General features: G+C 43.0%; 13 protein-coding genes. 5 read left to right on the forward strand and 8 right to left on the reverse strand.

The annotated features are described in order from the left end of the window. Positions 1-92 precede the first annotated feature (92 nt). Entirely contained in the window at positions 93-776 is a 684-nt protein-coding gene (gene rpiA / locus KVT36_RS20665) for a ribose-5-phosphate isomerase RpiA (protein WP_217605345.1), read from the reverse strand. Positions 777-870: 94 nt separating this feature from the next. On the opposite strand from rpiA, the gene KVT36_RS20670 reads away from it, so the two are divergent. The 3 genes from KVT36_RS20670 (at position 871) to cls (ending at position 4,738) form a co-directional block, all read left to right on the forward strand. Continuing rightward, the gene (locus KVT36_RS20670) at positions 871-2,166 is read left to right on the forward strand and encodes an MFS transporter (RefSeq protein ID WP_217605346.1); all 1,296 of its coding nucleotides are present in this window, start codon (positions 871-873) and stop codon (positions 2,164-2,166) included. A 27-nt stretch (positions 2,167-2,193) separates the two neighbouring features. After that, positions 2,194-3,162: a carotenoid biosynthesis protein gene (locus KVT36_RS20675; protein WP_217605347.1), complete on the forward strand. Its 969-nt coding sequence runs from the start codon at positions 2,194-2,196 to the stop codon at positions 3,160-3,162. Between the two features lie 97 nt (positions 3,163-3,259). Further along, positions 3,260-4,738 carry a cardiolipin synthase gene (gene cls / locus KVT36_RS20680; protein WP_217605348.1) on the forward strand — a complete coding sequence of 493 codons (1,479 nt, stop codon included), beginning with the start codon at positions 3,260-3,262 and terminating at the stop codon, positions 4,736-4,738. Position 4,739: 1 nt separating this feature from the next. Here the strand turns inward: cls and KVT36_RS20685 are convergent, their stop codons facing one another. From KVT36_RS20685 to ybeY, 6 genes are all read right to left on the reverse strand, one after another. Further along, positions 4,740-5,120, reverse strand: coding sequence for a hypothetical protein (locus KVT36_RS20685; RefSeq protein ID WP_217605349.1), 381 nt, complete (start codon positions 5,118-5,120; stop codon positions 4,740-4,742). Positions 5,121-5,171: 51 nt separating this feature from the next. Next, on the reverse strand, positions 5,172-6,317 hold the full coding sequence (locus tag KVT36_RS20690) for a lactonase family protein (protein ID WP_217605350.1): 1,146 nt from the start codon (positions 6,315-6,317) through the stop codon (positions 5,172-5,174). A 49-nt stretch (positions 6,318-6,366) separates the two neighbouring features. Continuing rightward, the gene (locus KVT36_RS20695; protein ID WP_217605351.1) at positions 6,367-7,647 is read right to left on the reverse strand and encodes a hypothetical protein; all 1,281 of its coding nucleotides are present in this window, start codon (positions 7,645-7,647) and stop codon (positions 6,367-6,369) included. Between the two features lie 110 nt (positions 7,648-7,757). After that, a complete protein-coding gene (locus KVT36_RS20700) occupies positions 7,758-8,303 on the reverse strand; it encodes an RNA polymerase sigma factor (protein ID WP_089906954.1) in 546 nt (181 codons plus the stop codon). Positions 8,304-8,690: 387 nt separating this feature from the next. Continuing rightward, positions 8,691-10,559: a tRNA uridine-5-carboxymethylaminomethyl(34) synthesis enzyme MnmG gene (gene mnmG / locus KVT36_RS20705; protein ID WP_217605352.1), complete on the reverse strand. Its 1,869-nt coding sequence runs from the start codon at positions 10,557-10,559 to the stop codon at positions 8,691-8,693. A 2,937-nt stretch (positions 10,560-13,496) separates the two neighbouring features. Continuing rightward, complete coding sequence (gene ybeY / locus KVT36_RS20710; RefSeq protein WP_217605353.1) at positions 13,497-13,922, reverse strand: rRNA maturation RNase YbeY; 426 nt, start codon at positions 13,920-13,922, stop codon at positions 13,497-13,499. 134 nt (positions 13,923-14,056) lie between these two features. Here ybeY and KVT36_RS20715 point away from each other — a divergent pair, with 134 nt between their 5' ends. Then, positions 14,057-14,296 (forward strand): FeoA family protein, encoded by a 240-nt coding sequence (locus tag KVT36_RS20715; protein WP_089906950.1) that lies wholly within the window; start codon positions 14,057-14,059, stop codon positions 14,294-14,296. Positions 14,297-14,792: 496 nt separating this feature from the next. On the opposite strand, the gene nadA is transcribed toward KVT36_RS20715, so the two are convergent. After that, a complete protein-coding gene (gene nadA / locus KVT36_RS20720) occupies positions 14,793-15,800 on the reverse strand; it encodes a quinolinate synthase NadA (protein WP_217605354.1) in 1,008 nt (335 codons plus the stop codon). A gap of 765 nt (positions 15,801-16,565) precedes the next feature. On the opposite strand from nadA, the gene KVT36_RS20725 reads away from it, so the two are divergent. Then, positions 16,566-18,665, forward strand: a complete 2,100-nt coding sequence (locus KVT36_RS20725) for a peptidylprolyl isomerase (RefSeq protein WP_217605355.1) — start codon at positions 16,566-16,568, stop codon at positions 18,663-18,665. Positions 18,666-18,804: the final 139 nt, after the last annotated feature.

Here is an 18,804-nt window from a genome sequence, read left to right on the forward strand (position 1 = left end):
GATAGCACAGATATGATGGCTATGAACTTAAAAACCCTAATAACTGGTTAATTATCAGGGCATTTAAAGTTCAAATGCTTTCTCGTTGTTTCCTACCGCTCCCGCACCTCCGTTCTCCCATCCTCATATCCCAATACCACCTTATGCGCCATTTGCACAAACAAACCTGTTTCCACCACACCCGGAATATTATGCAGCGCATCATTGATCAGCTGCGGCTCTTTAATATTTCCAAAAGAGCAATCAATAATATAGTTACCGTTGTCTGTAATAAAGATCTCCTCTCCTTTTGCACGCAGCAATGGCCTGCAACCCAGGCTTTGCAGCTTGCTGCCCGTGGCTTCCCAGCCAAATGGGATCACCTCTACCGCTAATGGAAAGCGGCCCAATGTGGGCACATATTTATGTTCATCCGCAATAATGATCAGCTGCTTACTATGGTAAGCCACTATTTTTTCCCGCAGCAACGCACCACCCCCACCTTTGATCACATCCAGGTTTTCGCTTACTTCGTCAGCCCCGTCAATATCAATATCTATACGCTGAGTTTCTGCAAAGGTGGTAAGCGGGATCTTTAGCTCGCGGGCCAATGCTGCAGAGGCTTCCGAGGTAGCAATGGCCAGTATATCCAGCCCATCTTTTACCAGGGCGCCTATTTTCTGAATAGCCCAGTAAGCGGTAGATCCGGTGCCCAGTCCTACTATCATACCCGGACGGATAAACTCTGCCGCTTTCTCGCCGGCAGCTCTTTTAGCATTTGTTATAGGATCTTGCATGTTATTCAGTTATGAGTGGTTGTTTACGAAGATACAAGAACAGCTTTAACTTATATAAAAAGCTGTTATTTTTGACCGCGTTCAAATACATTCCATGATTGATCAACACCCTACCCGCAACACCGCCTGGCGTCTGAAAGCAATTATCACCGGTTCTGCCGGCAACCTGGTGGAGTGGTACGACTGGTACGCCTATTCCACCTTTGCCCTGTATTTTGCGCCGGCCTTTTTCCCGGAAGGTAACCCTACCGTACAGCTGCTGAACACCGCGGCTATTTTTGCCGTGGGCTTTCTGATGCGGCCTATTGGGGGATGGCTGTTTGGCCGCATTGCAGACCGCACCGGCCGTAAAGCGGCCATGACCTTATCTGTGCTGTTAATGTCGCTGGGATCGTTGATGATCACGTTCATACCCTCCTACCGCAGCATTGGGCTGCTATCACCGGTATTTTTACTGCTGGCCCGTTTGCTGCAGGGCCTGAGCGTAGGCGGGGAGTACGGTACTTCCGCCACTTACCTGAGCGAGATTGCTACCAAGGAAAAACGCGGTTTCTTTTCCAGCTTTCAATATGTAACGCTCATTGGCGGGCAGCTGGTTTCATTAGGCATTCAGCTGCTGTTGCAAAAAGTTTTCCTCACGCCGGAGCAGCTGCATAGTTGGGGATGGCGCATTCCCTTTTTCATAGGGGCTTTGCTGGCATTGGTTGTATTATATATGCGCCGTAACATGGAAGAATCCGTAAAGCTGGATGATAAAAAAACAGAACGTGGTTCTGTTGCTGTGCTGCTTAAAAAACATCCACGGGCAGTGCTCACCGTTGTGGGGTTAACGTTAGGCGGTACGCTGGCTTTTTATACCTATACCACCTACATGCAAAAGTTCCTGGTAAATACGGTGCACTTATCCAAGGAGCAATCTACCCTTATTGTTTTTATACTCATGCTCATTTATGCAGGTATACAACCGCTGTTCGGGTGGATCTCTGATAAATACGGCCGCAAGCCTTTACTGATAGGGTTTGGCGTGTTAGGTACTTTATTCACCGTACCTATTTTAACTACGCTTAGCCATACTACATCTGCTGTTGCTGCATTTTTCCTGATACTGGCAGCACTTATTATTGTAAGCGGGTATACCGCTATTAATGCGGTGGTAAAAGCAGAACTTTTCCCCGCAGAGGTAAGGGCATTGGGTGTAGGCCTGCCCTATGCCTTAACTGTAGCACTTTTTGGAGGAACAGCAGAATACATTGCATTATACTTTAAAAACATTGGGCACGAGTCGTTGTATTACTGGTATATTACCGGCTGCATTTTTATTTCGCTTATTGTATATGTTGCTGTAAGGGATACCAGGCGCACTTCATACATTGACCGGGAAAATATGTAATTTCATATTGCTACTAAAACCTGCAACATGAGGCCTTACCCCGCTATGCCATACGAGTATCCTATTGGTATTTGTTACCCGCTTACAGAGTGTTGTATGTTCCTGTTATTCATACTTTGTTGCATACACGCATATAAAAAAGGCATTGGCAATATTATGTACCTGCTGGGCGGCCTGGGCTTCGGCTTATTGCTGGAGTATGTGAATGTAGCCACCAACGCGGGTTATAAGTATGGGCAGTTCTGGGTAATGCTGGGTATAGCGCCCAACAACATCCCGGTGTGTATTGGTACCGGCTGGGCTATTATTATTTACACCTCACGTCTGGTAACAGATGCATTGGGTATGAGCCTATGGACTGCAGCCGCGCTGGATGCCCTGCTGGCCGTGAATATAGACCTGAGCATGGATGTGGTAGCCTACCGTCTGCATATGTGGCATTGGGATTGGGAATCCCGCGGGCCGGAGTATAATGTGCTTACCAGTCAGTGGTTTGGCGTGCCTTATGGCAATTTTTACGGCTGGCTGTGTGTAGTGTTCTTTTATTCTTCTTTTGCACGTTTGCTGGAAAAGGTAAAGGCGGTGCCGGCTAAAATATGGCGCATTTTTACCCCAATCCTGTCCATCCTCATCTCGCAGGCGGCGCTGTGGTTATCCCTTTTTACCATTGCAGATTTTTTAAGATTAACTTTTGGCATTACCAGCGCACACAGGCTGGTGGCTTTGCTGGTACTGTTCAGCATTATGTCTGTATGGGGCTATGTTAAGCGAAAAAATAAAACCCTTGATCATACTACGCTTCCTGCTGTAACCTGGCTGGTGCCGGTATGGTTCCATCTCTACTTTTTCTGCTGGTTATTTATTGGCGGCTTCTCTACAGAAAATACCTGGATGACGGTTTTCGCTGTAATTAACCTTTTGGTAGGCGCTTTTATACATTGGGCCCTGTTTATAAAACCAACCGTTACTCCCTTGCCGGCTGTAGCCAAACAGTAAACCAATTTATTGGAAAACTTTTTGTTGATAACTATTCCGTTATCCGCGTGGGTAATGCATAAACTTTTATCTTTATCAACAATAATCGCTTCCTATTGTGTTTACCATCCTCCATTTATTATCAGAAACCAACTGGCACCTGGCTGTTAAAATATTCAGCTATCTATTGGTGCTCCTCACATTTGTAGGGGTGGTAGGCACTATTTTGCTGGAGAACCGCAACCCCATTAAGGCCATGGCCTACATACTGCTGCTGGTATTTTTACCCCTGGTTGGTTTGGTGGTATACTATTACCTGGGGCGCGATCTACGTAAGCGCAAACGCTTTACCTTCAAAGGTTCCAGGGATGAATCCCTTATGCTGCGGTACTGGGAAAATAAACGCCCTGAGATAGAACAAATGCAGCTGGAGCTACGCCACCTGGTAGCCAGCAAACAGGAAATAGCAGCTATGCTGCTGAATACTATGCACTCCCTGCTTACCCGCAATAACCGCGTAAAAATATTACTGAACGGGGAGCAAAAGTTTCCTGCCGTAATGGAAGCATTGCGCGGGGCGCAGCACCATATTCATATGGAGTATTACATTTTTGCAGTGGATAGTGTGGGAAATGCTGTAATAGATATTTTAATAGAACGCCTGCAGGCGGGGGTGGAAGTACGTTTTATTTATGACGACCTGGGATGTGATAACATGGGTGGGATAACCAGCCGTCTGAAAGAGCATGGTGCAGAGGTATATGCCTTTTCACCGGTGCTGTTGGACTTTTACCTCAATGCTAATTACCGTGATCACCGTAAGATCATTGTGGTAGATGGGAAAATCGGTTTTACCGGTGGTATAAATATGGATGAACGTTACCTTAATAATGGCAACAATGAAGTGTTTTGGCGGGATACCCACTTGCAGCTGGAAGGTGATGTGGTAAACCAGCTGCAGCTGCAGTTCATGATGAGCTATCGCTATTGCAGTAAAAAAGATTTTCCGTTTGCATCACCTTATTACCAGCGGGCCACTTTTACCGGCGAATGTTTTACGGATATTGTAGCCAGCGGTCCGGATTCACCCTGGCCCATGGCTATGCAAACCATCATCATGGCCATTAATGTAGCCCGCCGCCGCATACGTATCAGCAATCCATACTTTATTCCGAATGAACAATTATTAACAGCCCTGCAAATGGCAGCACAAGCCGGTAAGGATGTAGAGTTATTGTTACCCCAGCAGGGCGATTCATTTTTTGTGCAGCATGCCGCGCAATCCTTCATTAAACCCATGCTGGATGCAGGAGTGAAAGTATACTTTTATCAGAAAGGATTTATCCACGCCAAATCCATGATCGTTGATGATAACCTGGCAATAGTAGGTACCGTAAACCTGGACAACCGCAGCTTTTACCTGAACTTTGAAATTGCGGCTATAATGTATGACCGCGCTGTTGTAAAAGAATTAAACGCTGCTTTTGAAGATGACCTGGATAACGCTGTGCTTATTACACGCCGCAGCTGGAAGAACCGCTCTATGGGCGAAAAGTTTGTAGATGCGCTATGCCGGTTGTTAACACCGCTGTTATAGTTTATTCTTCATCATCCCGCTCTACTAACTGATCATCTTCCAGATCCTCATGCCGGTCGCCGCCTAAACTATAAAAGTTATTTTCTTCATCCTCCTCACCAATATCTTCTCCCTCATTATCCAGCTCTGCGCCTGGTATATCCAGCTTTCTTTCTTCTTCCGGTAAATCCTCTTTGCTTTTTGCTAATTCATTATTCAGCTGAACATTGCGGGTAACGTTTTCCACATCCAGGTCTTCCTGTTCACCCTGGTTCATAATATCCTCATTGGCGGGGTAAGTGGGGTAACCGGGAAATGTCTGATCTCTTTTCTCCTCCTGCTCTTTCATGCTGGGCGGTTGCGGCAGGTCCTTCTTTTCAGGTTTGTTTTGATTATTTTTCATAGCAGTACCTTTTTAGTTTTACTAAGTACCGAAAATGCTATGCCATAAATATTACTGCTTTTCCACGGCTATCATTTTTAAACATACAGGCATAGATATTTTTATTTGTTCACCGGTTGGTTTTATAGCACCGGTAGTGGGATTACGTTTAAACAAAACAATGTTATCACTATCCTGGTTAGCCACCAGCAGGAAGTTGCCGGAAGGATCTATCATAAAATTGCGGGGCGCTTTGCCACCGGCAGACTGTTGCCCTTTCCACACCAGCTTACCACTGCGTTGATCAATGGAATAATACACAATGTTATTCAGATCATAGCGGTTAGAGGCGTACAAAAATTTTCCATCCGGTGAAATGTGAATATCTGCACCCGAAATTTTTCCTTTATAGGCAGCCGGCAAAGTAGAAATTGTTTGTATGGGTGTAAGCTTGCCTGCATCATATTTAAATACTGTTACTTTTCCATCCAGCTCATGAATAAGGTAAGCCCATTTGCCATTGGCATGAAAAGTAATATGCCGCGGACCGGACCCTGGTGGCAACGGTGCATAAGATGGGTTGGCCTCCTGCAGCAGTAAAGGTGAATCAGGATCATACTTGTAAATACCTATTTTATCAATCCCCAGGTCTGGCACATACAGGTATTGATTGTCCCGCGAAAACTCTACGCAATGCACATGCGGTTTTTCCTGCCGGTTCTTATCCACGCTGGATCCGGTGTGTTGCACGGTTTGCAATGGGGCGCCCACCTTTCCGTCTGCCTGTACGGGTAGTACGGATAAGCTGCCACCAGCATAATTACCTACCAGCACATGCGTGCCGGCGCTGTCTGTATTAATATAACAGGGACCTTCACCACCGGAAGGCTGTTTATTCAGGAACTGCAGCTGGCCGGTGGCATTATCAAATGCAAAAGCGCTTACACTACCTGTTCTTTCCGCACCAACTTCGTTTACGGAGTATACATGTTTTTTATCCGGTGCAATAGCCAGGAAAGAGGGGTTGTCCACACCAGTGGCAATACTTACCGGTTTTACCGCTCCTGTTTGTGAGTTAAAGGAGTATACATAAATACCTTCACTTTGCTTTTTGGTATAGGTGCCAATCAGCAGATATTGGTCGTAGTCAGCTGGTGTTTGTGCATTTAGCAGCAAGGGGAAAATCATTGCGCCAGCAGTAAGAAGTAAACCATGCATAGGTCATAACGTTTCTTATACCTAATATAAGCAAAAAGAAACTACCGGCCTATTGCCTGCGCCTGAATTGATTAAAATTCAGCTGTACGGCTACCCCGGTGGAATATAATTTTACCTGCCCATATCCAATATCACCCAGGGGTACTTTTGCAAAGGGCTGTATACCTAATGACATATGGCTATTCAATGGCAACTGGTAAGTGAAAGCTAAGTTAAGCACCGACAGGTAATGCTGATTTTCATTGCTCAGGGATTTATTCCAGTCGGGCATATAATCCCTTTTATAAGTATAATTTTCTTTAAGCATTAAATAGCTGGACAAACCAACAGTAGCTGTTAAGTTATACTTAGGCCTGTCCATAAAAGTGTAGTTAATATTGATGGGCACATCCAGCACTTTACAGTTTGCATCTATACGCTTTACTGTATTCATTGGGTAGGACCATGTTTTTACTACACCATAATCTTTCCGGGTACCGCCATAAGGTTTGTCGCTATATATTGCGCCGGAGCTGAATGACCAACGATTGTTTATATGATAGTTAACCAGTATTCCGCCATCCAAACCAAACTTTCCATATTCCAGTGAAGGGGCTACGTTAAACACAGGTCCCAGCATTAACCCAACAGAAAATCCTTTACGTTTAGGAACGGTATTTTTCTTTTCCTCTGTTTTTTCCGCAATCTCTTTTATAGGTAAATAACCACTGCGGTTTAGTTTATCAGAAACTGCCGGATTAGTAAAGTAATGGGTATTGAGTAAACGCAGCACTTCATTTTCTTCTGCTAAGCCGGAAGTATTTTTATTAACCGGATTTGAAGCATTTGATACATCCGTTCCCGTTACATCATTTGACTTTGACAATGGTTGTTCTGACGGATCAGCTACCACTGAGGTATTTTTTGTTACCGGTTTATTTGCCAGCCGGTCAGCCGCAAAACCTTTACCTGTAGTATTATCCTTATTTTGCCCTGGCTTGTTTGCGGAGGCGCCTGCTGTTGTTGAATTATTATTTCGTGCAGGTGTTAACGTTGTGGCATCAGCTGGTGCTGAAGGTGTTTTTGCAACAGGCGGTACAACTGCACTGTTATTATCATTTGGTGCAACAACTTTTCCGTTGGAAGTCAAGGTGGAATCTGCAGGTGAAACAGTAGATCCCCGCTCAGTAGTTTTTGTTGTTTCAACAACCGGGCTGGTTGTTGTGGTAGTGCTGCTGCGCCACCAAATGAAAGCGCCTGTACCTAACAATATTAATACAAGCGGCGCCAGCCACCACCAGAAAGGTTTTCTGTTGGTGTCGTTGTCGAGAGCATCCAGTTTCTTTTCCATTTTTTTCCAGGCATCCGGATCAAATGGAAAATTTTCTTCGCTCAACCTCTCACGAAACTTATTATCAAACGCGTCACTCATTTTACGTAACCCTCGTGGGTTTTTATATTTTATCTTACGGTGTTATAGGATGTAGCCTTCTCTATTTTTTCTTTCAATATTTTTTTTGCCTTAAAAAGATTAGACTTGGAGGTCCCCTCTGAAATGCCTAATTGTTCTGCTATTTCCTGATGCTGGTATCCCTCCATTACATACAGGTTAAATACAGTGCGGTAAGCAGGTGGTAAAGACTGAACCAGCAACAACAACTCATCATACGAGAGCTTGTCCATTGCTTTATCATCCATACCCAGGTCATACACCTGTGTTATATCTTCTGTGAAAGAAATTCGTTTTTTACTGCGCAGATGATCAATGGCTGTATTTACCACTATTTTGGCCAGCCAGCTTTTGAAGGGACGTGTCGTATCAAATTCAGAGATGTGTTGAAATATTTTCAGAAACCCATCATTTAAAATTTCAATTGCTTCTTCCTTATTCTGTGCATACCGCAAAGCAATACTCATGGCATATCCATAGAATTGCCGATACAATAATTCCTGGCTGTTACGGTTTAAGTTCCGACAACCTTCAATAATGTCGTTCAGTTCGTGCACGAAATATCTGTTACCTTTTTTCTTAGTTACCCCTTAAAGTACACAACTTTTTTTCAGAGAGTATAAAGATATTCGTTTTACAATAATCACCTTAATATTTACGTCGGTTAAGTACAAAGCGTTGCTTTTATCCACAATTTTTAATGAAAAAATGTGTGTTTCTCAAAATATTCATTTTAAAGGCGCTAATTTCTTTATACCCCTGTTTTGATACTAATACCAGCGTTAGAGAGCGATCGTTAAAATTTGGGGAGATAATGAAGTCATAGTTTCACTACTTAATTATTTGATAATCAATTGGTTATCAGAAATGGGGATTTTTCTGATAAAAAAAAGGGAAATATCCACGTGGAACATTTCCCTTTCAATATTTTAAGCATATTTATTTTACCGCCCCATGTACACCATTAAAATTTGTACATCACTTGGATTCACGCCGCTGATCCGGCTGGCTTGTCCTAAAGTACGCGGACGAATTTTATTAAATTTCTGACGGGCTTCTGAACTGAGTGAAACCAGCTTGGCATAATCAAAAGCTTCCGGGATCACCAGGTCTTCCAATTGGCTCATTTTTTTCACCAGCTCATTTTCCTTTTCAATATATACTTCATACTTGATCTGTATCTCTGCCTGCTCCAAAATGTCTGTTGAAAAATTTTCCAGCGCATTTGCAATTTTCTGTACCCCGTTTTTCATTGACAAAATATCCATTTCCGGACGTAGTAAAATTTGCCAGGCACGTTGCCGTTGGGTGAGCAGTGCAGAATTTTTTTCTTCCAGGTGATGATTAATATCCTCCGGATCCAAGGGCAGCTCTTTCAAAATGGATTTTACTTTAGCAACACCTTCCTGTTTCTGCTGTACTTTTTCCATTCTTTCCTGGGAAGCCAAACCTAAGCGATAACTTTTTTCTGTTAACCGGAGGTCTGCATTATCCTGGCGGAGTAATGTTCTGAACTCTGCCCGGGAGGTAAACATGCGGTAAGGTTCTTCGGTACCCTTGTTTATAAGATCATCTATCAATACCCCAATGTATGCTTCACTCCTTTTTAATACAAACGGCGGCTGACCACTTGCTTTCAGGTGAGCATTCATACCAGCTATTAAACCCTGACAAGCTGCTTCCTCATACCCGGTGGTACCATTAATTTGTCCGGCAAAGAAAAGGTTTTGTACTTGTTTTGTTTCCAGGGAAAACTGTAATTGGGTAGGTGGAAAATAATCGTACTCGATGGCATACCCCGGGCGGAACATTCTGCAGTTCTCAAAACCGGGTACCATTTGCAAGGCTTTATATTGTACATCTTCCGGCAGGGAGGTAGAAAAACCATTCACATATATTTCTACAGTGTTCCAACCTTCCGGTTCTACGAACAGCTGATGTCTTTCTCTTTCTGCAAAACGGTTGATCTTGTCTTCAATACTTGGGCAATACCTTGGGCCTACACCCTGGATCCTTCCCTGGAACATGGGTGAACGATCGAACCCGGTCTTCAATGCTTCATGTACTTCAGCACTTGTATAGGTGATCCAACAACTGCGTTGCTGTTCGGGTTTTATTTTTTCTACGTCCAGGTATGAGAAACCGGTGATCTCTTCATCACCTTTTTGCTCTTCCATTTTGGAGTAGTCAAGGCTGCGGCCATCAATCCGGGGAGGGGTACCTGTTTTCAAACGGTCGCTTTCAAAACCCAGGGATACCAGTTGTTCGGTAATTCCGGTGGCAGCTTTTTCTGCTACCCGTCCCCCACCGAACTGTTTATCTCCAATATGCATTACTCCATTCAGGAAAGTACCATTGGTAAGTACTACTGATTTGGCTTTTATTTCATGTCCCAACCCGGTGATGACACCATAACATTTACCATCTTTTACCAATAAACCCTTTACCATGTCCTGGTAAAAATCTACGTTCGGGGTTTGCTCCAATGCTTCCCTCCACTTAGTGGCAAATAACATCCGGTCGTTTTGGGTACGGGGGCTCCACATGGCAGGTCCCTTGGAACGGTTCAGCATCCGGAACTGGATCATAGATTGATCTGTAACAATACCGGAGTATCCACCCAGCGCATCTATTTCACGTACTATTTGCCCTTTAGCTATACCACCCATGGCAGGGTTGCAGCACATTTGGGCAATAGTTTGCATGTTCATAGTTACCAGTAATACCCTGGATCCCATGTTAGCTGCAGCAGCTGCAGCTTCACAACCGGCATGTCCGGCGCCCACCACTATAACATCATAAGAAGGAAACATACTTCGTTTTATATTGTAGAAGATGCAAAATTACATATAAGCAGGGATAAGTGAGGTTTTTGTTTGGTGTTCCACGTGGAACATGAGGGATGGTTTTCATAAGGGTTACTGGTAGCCGACAACACTGTGTCTATATCAGTGATCATTGGTTCCGCCACTGTAGACACTACTTATATTAACGGTACTTGCATTAATACCTCATTGTGCCACTATACAATGCTGAATAGCCAAGCGGTACTTGCACTAATACCTATTGTTCCGTTATACAATGTGAGCGGCCAAATGGATCTGAACCGTGATAAGTTCAGACACTGATTGGCGGCGAGAGTTTACTTGTAAGGGTAAATAAGTAGTTGGGAAGAGTATCCAAAGGGGAGAGTAATAACTTAATGACAAGGCGCCTATACCTATCTGACATGTTGTGCTCTGATATATGATTATGTGAGTTCCTGATATTACCATTGGAATCACAGTTCATGGTTGCTTTAACTTCTAATAGGTATCTCCTGTACAGACTGGACACCCCCTCCTTTTCACGCCATTTTCTACCCTCTCTGTCTTCTGTTTATCACCGAATTAGCCCCCCCTCCCACGTAGATGTTGCTGTTTGCAGAGGTAGAATGGAGGTTTCAAGGCAATCTATTCCTGCAAATACTCTCAGTAATTGTCCCCCAATACCCGATGATGGAACCATTAAGGAACAAGGAGGGTAACACAAGGTTCCTCTATTCCTACAAATATCACAGCAATTATCCTCTATACCCGGTGATGAACCATGCAGAACAGGAAGGTGATACAAAGATTCTCAGTCCTTGTACACAGAGGAAGGTTCTATCCAGGCAGTATCTAACTGGCTGAAGACTATAATAACATATTGCAGTCCCATCTGTTGCTAGCCATTGTTATAAAATCTAGGGCAAAAGAAGTAATAGAGTAAGGCTTCAGGGCATATCAGATGCTTGCCCTTCTGACCCTACCTGTACTTTTCTTATAAGAATTTTCCCTCTGCATTGAATTAGTTTATTCCCATAAGACAGGGTAAGAGTCATAGAGTACGCTCTCCAGGATACCAATAATCTCCCTCCTAACTAAACATTCCCAGGGTTAGAGCTGCAATAAATGGTCGATACCTTCCGGTCAATGAAGAAGCAAAACACTATACAGGAATCCATAAAGGGTAAAAGAATCTCTAGTTATCTGGGGGGCAGGGTGTATTAAATGGAACAACTACAGGGGGAATAGTATTCATAAGGGTACCTTGACCCATCCAAATCCACCAGGTATTGATGTAGGGACTATTAAAGATGTGGGTAAAAGATCGGCCCTTTGCCTATATGCCTTGCCTCATTTATGATTAACCTTCCCTTTCAAGGGTCATGAGTCACCATGAACATTCCAGTATTGGCAAGGATGCTCTCCCATAGTATGGAACCTGTAGCCTCTATTTCAACCATGAATATGCCAGCGACAGTATCCTTTTAACACGAATAATCAACAACAGTTTAGGTGTGTACAAGGAGGAAAAGACTATTCTGCACCTGAGTCCCCCTCTTAGTGAAGGACCTTTGAAGCAGGCTTATAAGTAAAGGCCTACTGGTCCAATATGCTTTCTATAACAAGAGGTATTGCCTTCAGTTGGGCCATATACTCCTGGGTCTAGCCTATGTGATTACCTTAATCTAAAGAGTTGTGATCTGGGTTTGATATTAAAACAGCTTCATTACCGGGCATTATAATGAAGGGTTATTGAATTTATATAAGCCTTATTAAAAGGAAAAAGTGCCAGAGGCTGTAAATGGATGAACATACTTAACTATAAGCAGGGTCTCAAATCTACCCCTCCCATTAAAAACAGAGTATCCAAAAAGGAGAAATCTCTAGACTCCTTACTACTTTTTATACTTCAAATAGTATACAATCTTCCTTCTTTATCCCAGCATCAGGGGTAATTCCTTATTATCCTGTACACAAATATCCACCTAAACTGCGCTTTTTAGAAGAGAATTTCCGCCCAGATCCTTCCTCTTTACCCTATTCGTCACATGCTAAAAGGGGCCCCTTTCAGTAGACTCTTCTTTAAATTAATCCAAACTCATACTTTCAAGGTGGTCTAAGATTTCATAGATCTTGCTAATCTTTCAGATACCAATGTACTCCTCAACTGACCTCTACGGTCAATGAAATATCCTTCTTCTTATATTGAGGTCAATGAAAAACTAATAACGTATGAAGTGTTCCACGTGGAACATTCCTATTTCACGAAGTAGATTGTTCCATGTTAATGCAACCCTTTGCCTAAAAGACATCTCCACTTATGGTACCGTAAGAGTAAGATTTTAAAAGTACTTCCCTCCTCTCCTTAAGATCAGGTCAAAAGATAAATAGTAAAGATTACAGGTAATGGGTATCTGAGAGAGTAGTGAAAAATATAGAAAGGGTAATTCATGTCAGCTGAGATAAACTTCAGATCTCACTCACTACACCATATAAAAAAATCATACTTTCTATCCAATTTATTATGGAACTTATTGCTCCTTCATCCAGGTTTCGGTAGGCTGCCTGGCTTCATTATTTAGCAATGAACCAACCTAAGTCTCACCTACCTGTTCTATTTTAGGGTAGTCTCTTTAGAAAATACCTTTCACCATAAGTAAATCTGGAAAGAGCAATGATACGATATAAAGTTCCCTGTACCTATGCAATCAAATGTTTCTATTCCAAACTTGTGCGAGAGTTCGACGCATTAAACTCATGAAGAAAACACATCAATCAAAAAAACAAAAACCAGATCTTACACTCCAGGTTCTATGGAACAAAACAATGAGATTAACAACATTCACTTTTGGGGTTTACATTTTCAGGTTGTAGTAACTACCCTGCAGCAACAAACAAAAATCAGCTATCTTCTATTACCTAAACTCCCCATTTCAAAATCACTCATCCTACAAAATACAGTTGCAAACATTCATCCTCCTTTTCTCTCATCAGTGCCGCATCTTTTTTCGTCTTATCCTTATACCCACATAAATGTAAGGCACCATGAAAAATTACCCGGTGTAATTCCTGCTCTTCACTTACTTTAAACTTTGCCGCATTATCCCGCACCCGGTCAATGCTAATGTAGATCTCCCCCACTGTTTCACCAGGTACTTCACTCATCTCAAAAGTGATAATATCGGTATAGGTATCATGCTGCAAAAATTGCTGGTTCATTTCTAACAGGTAGGCATCACTGCAAAAAACATACTGCAGCTCCTTCAACTTTTGCCCCTCTCTTTCAAAAATACTTTTGAGAAAAGTTTTCAGTTTTGTTTTTTGTTTGATAGCAACGCTTACTTCATGCGCGTCAAAATGTATAGCCATAATTTCCTGTTGTAAATTCTCAAAAAAGCAGATGTAAAAATATGGTGAAATTTCTGATTCGCCGGATCCTGTTTTTTGCGGGTAACGTTTCACAAGGTACCTTTGCGTATTCATGAATAAATGATGATAGTGAAATGAGTAAGCTTCCCATAAAGTTATCAGCCCTGGCTATAGGTAAAAGTGCAGTGATCACTTCTTTTGAAAAAGACGATCTTCATATCAAATTAATGGAAATGGGTTGCGTACCCGGAGAAACGGTGAAGGTGGAAAAAATTGCACCGCTGGGAGATCCGATCTCCATTATGGTAGCCGGCTATAATTTATCGCTCCGCAAAACAGAAGCTGATTTTATTTGGGTAGAAGAAATCGGATAAGATCATTCTTATAAAATAAACTTGTTAACCCCTCCCTAAAATGCGCTGTATTTTACACTGATCAATTACGGTTATTTGAAAAATTCTTTTCAGATAGATGTAGATTGTTCGTACCCCCTAATTACGATGCTAAAATAATTCCCCGCTATTTTTTATTAGTAATAGGTCATTTTCTTATAAAATAAATATGTCCAGCTGCTATATTTCATATAACCGTTGGCGTTAGTAATATGAGTATTTACCACCCAAAAATTCCTCGTTTAGGGTTCAAAAAAGTGCAATTATTCCATGTTCATAACCCCGGAAAATAGAAACTTCTAAATGTGGATTATATGTGCGTAACCTGGGAGATATTCAGAGTTAAGGGAAGCGCTTTAGAATCACATATACAAGAGGAAGGCCCGGAGCTACGCCGTATAACGCATTCTCCGGGCCTTCATTTTTCGAAAACTATTATAAAATAGTTAATCGGTATATTTAATTGATAATCAAAAAATTATAATCCATATTGTGCACTGATCTCCAGCATACGGTCTATGGGTTTCTTAGCGGCTATACGCAGCTGCTCATCCATGGTAATTTCAGGTTCTTCATACTCCATACACAGGTACAGCTTTTCCAGCGTGTTTAATTTCATATGTGGACAATCATTGCAGGCACATGCATTATTTGGTGGCGCCGGTATAAACGTCTTGTTAGGATTGTTTTTTTCCATCTGGTGCAAAATACCTGTCTCGGTTACCACGATGTATTCCTGCGCATCGTCCCTTTCTGAGAATTTCAGCAGGCCGGTGGTAGAGCCGATATAATCTGCTATTGCCAGCACAGCTGCTTCACATTCCGGGTGCGCTATGATCTTGGCCTTAGGGTGCCTTACCTTGAGCCGGGTGATCTTTTCCAGGGAGAAAATCTCGTGTACCATGCAAGCGCCATTCCACAGCACCATGTCCCTACCCGTTTTTTTGATCAGATAGCTGCCTAAATTCCGGTCAGGGGCAAAAATGATGGGTTGGTCAGCTGGCACGCTTTCGATGATTTTTTGGGCATTAGAAGACGTACAAATGATATCGCTGAGCGCTTTGATACCTGCAGAACAGTTAATGTAGGAAATCACGATATGGTCCGGGTACTTTTCCCTGAACTTCTTAAACAGCTCCGGCGGGGCACTGTCGGCCAGGGAACACCCTGCCTTCAGGTCGGGCAGCAGCACCTTTTTCTGCGGGCTTAATATTTTCGCCGTTTCTGCCATGAAGTGCACGCCGGCAAAAACAATGATGTCGGCATCTGTTTTGGCAGCCTGCTGGCTCAGGCCCAGGCTGTCCCCGATGTAGTCTGCCACATCCTGGATATCCGGCTCCTGGTAATAGTGCGCCAGTACAATTGCATTCTTTTCCTTTTTCAATCTTTCAATCTCCGCAAACAGATCCAGGTTCACATTTACGGGCACATCCAAAAATCCATTACGTTGCAAATTTTTTTTCGCTTCCGTGAGCTCCCTAATCATAATTATATATTTAGTTATTTATTTAAAAAAGAAAAACCCACTACTATTAGGGGGGTGAATATGTGGAAATTAAATTTTCACATCGTATACAAAGGTAGTTGTTATTCTTTTTTACTCAGCTATCCACAGGAAATTAACAACGCATATTAGCCACCATACCGGATTTTACCTGTTTCATCCACACCCGTGGATATCATTTTCCGTGTACATCTTTTCACCCCTGTGTGTATTAAGAAAATGTTAACAGATGGGGTTAACTTTCCCCCTTTTTGCTGTTTTACCACCCAGACAACCAGCGGGCACAATAACAAAATTAGTTTTACCTGTGAGTAACCATGCTTTTTACCATCCTTTCACCGGGTTATACGGTGGTTGTACACAACAGCTGTGGATAAATTCCGGCCCGGAAAGTGAACCGGAACTCCCCCGTTCGTTTTATAACGCGTTAATGGTTATAAACAATTTTATGTGGATTGGCGGCGCCCGGTTTCCAAAATGTGAATAATCATAAAAATTTTTCCGGCCTGCATAGAACGGTATATCTATGTGCATGGCTAATTCCGTTATATGTACCGGACAGTGCCATAAATACATTAAAATTTACGAAAATGTGGATAACCTGTGTATGTACCGGCTGTAACGAAAGGGTGATATATGCCTGAAACCCTTAACTGTACTGCATTTGGACCTGGAAAATACTGTTTTGCAGTTACAGTTATTTTATTCTATTTTTGCTTTCCCTAAAATTTTATACTATATAATATTATGTCAGTTATTCAGAAGATCAGGGATAAATATGCAGTGGTGATCATAGTTGTGATCTGCGTTGCTATTGTTAGTTTCCTGCTGCAGGATGCCTTTTTTGGCAAGAATTCCCTATTCCGCCGTTCCACGAGTGTAGGTAAAGTTAATGGTGAAGAGCTGGAGATTGCCGATTATCAAAAGCGTATACAAGACGCTGAGAACGGTGCGCGCCAGCAAATGCCCAATGGCAGCATTGACGAGCAAACCCGCCAGTATATTCGTGAGCAGGTATGGAACCAGTTCCTGAACGAGCAGATCATGCAGGCACAGTATGATAAACTGGGCATAGGTGTTACAGAGGCTGAGGTAGTAGACCAGTTCAATGGTAAAAACCCCAGCCCGATCGTTGTACAGCAATTCACCAACCCGCAGACCGGCCAGTTTGACCGCGCAGAAATGCAACGGGCTTTACAGAATATCGGGCAGGACCAATCCGGCAGAATGCGCCAGGCCCTGCACCAGCTGGAAGAAATGATCTCCAAAACACAGCTGCAGCAGAAATATATGACCCTGGTAAAACAGGCAGTATACTATCCTAAATGGCTGGCCGCTGAACAACAGCAGGAGAATAGCCAGACAGCAAACATATCTTATGTGAACGTGCCTTATGCTACCATTGCAGATTCTACTATTAAAGTATCTGATGGTGAGCTTAATAATTATATAACTGCGCACAAATCTTTATTCAAAACAGAAGAAGCCCGCAAGGTTGAATATGTAGCTTTTGATGCATTGCCTTCCGGCGCAGACTCTGCTGCTGCCCTGCAACAGCTGGCAGCGCTGAAACAGGAAATGGATACTACCAAAGAGATCGAAAGTTTTATTAACAGTAATTCTGAAATTAAATACTTCGATGGGTATGTTTCCAAAACTGCGCTGATGGTACCTAATAAAGATACCATCCTCAACCTGCCGGTGGGCGCTATCTATGGTCCTTATGTAGATAATAACTATTTAGTGCTGGCGAAAATGCTGGACCGTAAGACTATGCCGGACAGTGTGAAAGTGCGTCATATATTAATAGGTACCCAGCAAGGCCTGGCTGATTCTATTGCACATAACCGTGCTGATAGTATTGAAAGAGCAATTAAAGGCGGCGCAGATTTCAAAGCCCTGGTTACACAGTACTCTGATGATCCGGGTAGCAAAAACACCGGTGGCGAATATGACATTACACCGGCTACACAATTCGTAAAAGAATTTAAAGATTTTGCGTTTGATGGCGCCAAAGGCCAGATAAAAGTGGTGAAGACCCAGTTCGGTTACCACGTAATAGAAATAATGGACCAGAAAAATTATGGTCCTGCTGTGAAAGTGGCTTACCTGAGCAAACCGGTGGATGTAAGTAAAGAAACCGACAGTAAAGCATATGCTGCTGCCAGCGAATTTGCCGGTCAGAACCGTGATCAGAAATCTTTCGAGAAAAACATCCAGGAAAAAGGATATAACAAACGCCTGGCAGACAATATCCGCCCTATGGATTTTGTAATTCCCGGTATTGGCCAGGCACGTGAACTGGTACGCTGGGCTTACGAAGCCAAGAAAGGCGACGCCAGCCAGGTTTTCACTTTTGAAAACAAATATGTAGTAGCGGTATTAACCGGTATCCGCCAGGAAGGTACTGCCTCCCTGGAAGAAGTAAGACCGCAGGTAGAAGCAGAAGTGAAAAAACATAAAAAAGCAGAACAGCTCATCGCTAAGCTGGGCGAACCGGCTTCTATTGATGCTGCTGCAAAAGCCAGCAGCCAGCCAGTACTGAAAGCAGATGGTATCAGCTTCAGCACACCGTTTGTACCCTCTTTAGGTTTTGAGCCTAAGGTAGTAGGTGCTGCCTTTAACAAAAGCTGGGGTACTGCCAAAGTATCTGCGCCTATTGAAGGTACTGCGGGTGTATATGTGCTGAAGGTAGACAGCTACCAGCCTGCTGCACAACCCGCACAGGATCTGAACACACAACGCGCTGCCTATGAGCAGGGTATTAAATCCATGCTGGATCAGCAGCTGTTTGAAGTGCTGAAAAAGCAGAGCGATGTACAGGATAACCGCGGTAAATTCTTCTAAGGTTCACGAACGACTTATATTATAGCAAAGGCCCGGAGCGTAAGTTCCGGGTTTTTTGTTGTGCGCCATGCATGGCGGTAAACTTGACGGTGTAAGTCCGTTATGGGGGTTTGTAATCACTAACCATTAGCCCAAAGCA

Source organism: Chitinophaga sp. GbtcB8 (genome assembly GCF_019091455.1).
Classification (GTDB): Bacteria; Bacteroidota; Bacteroidia; order Chitinophagales; family Chitinophagaceae; genus Chitinophaga.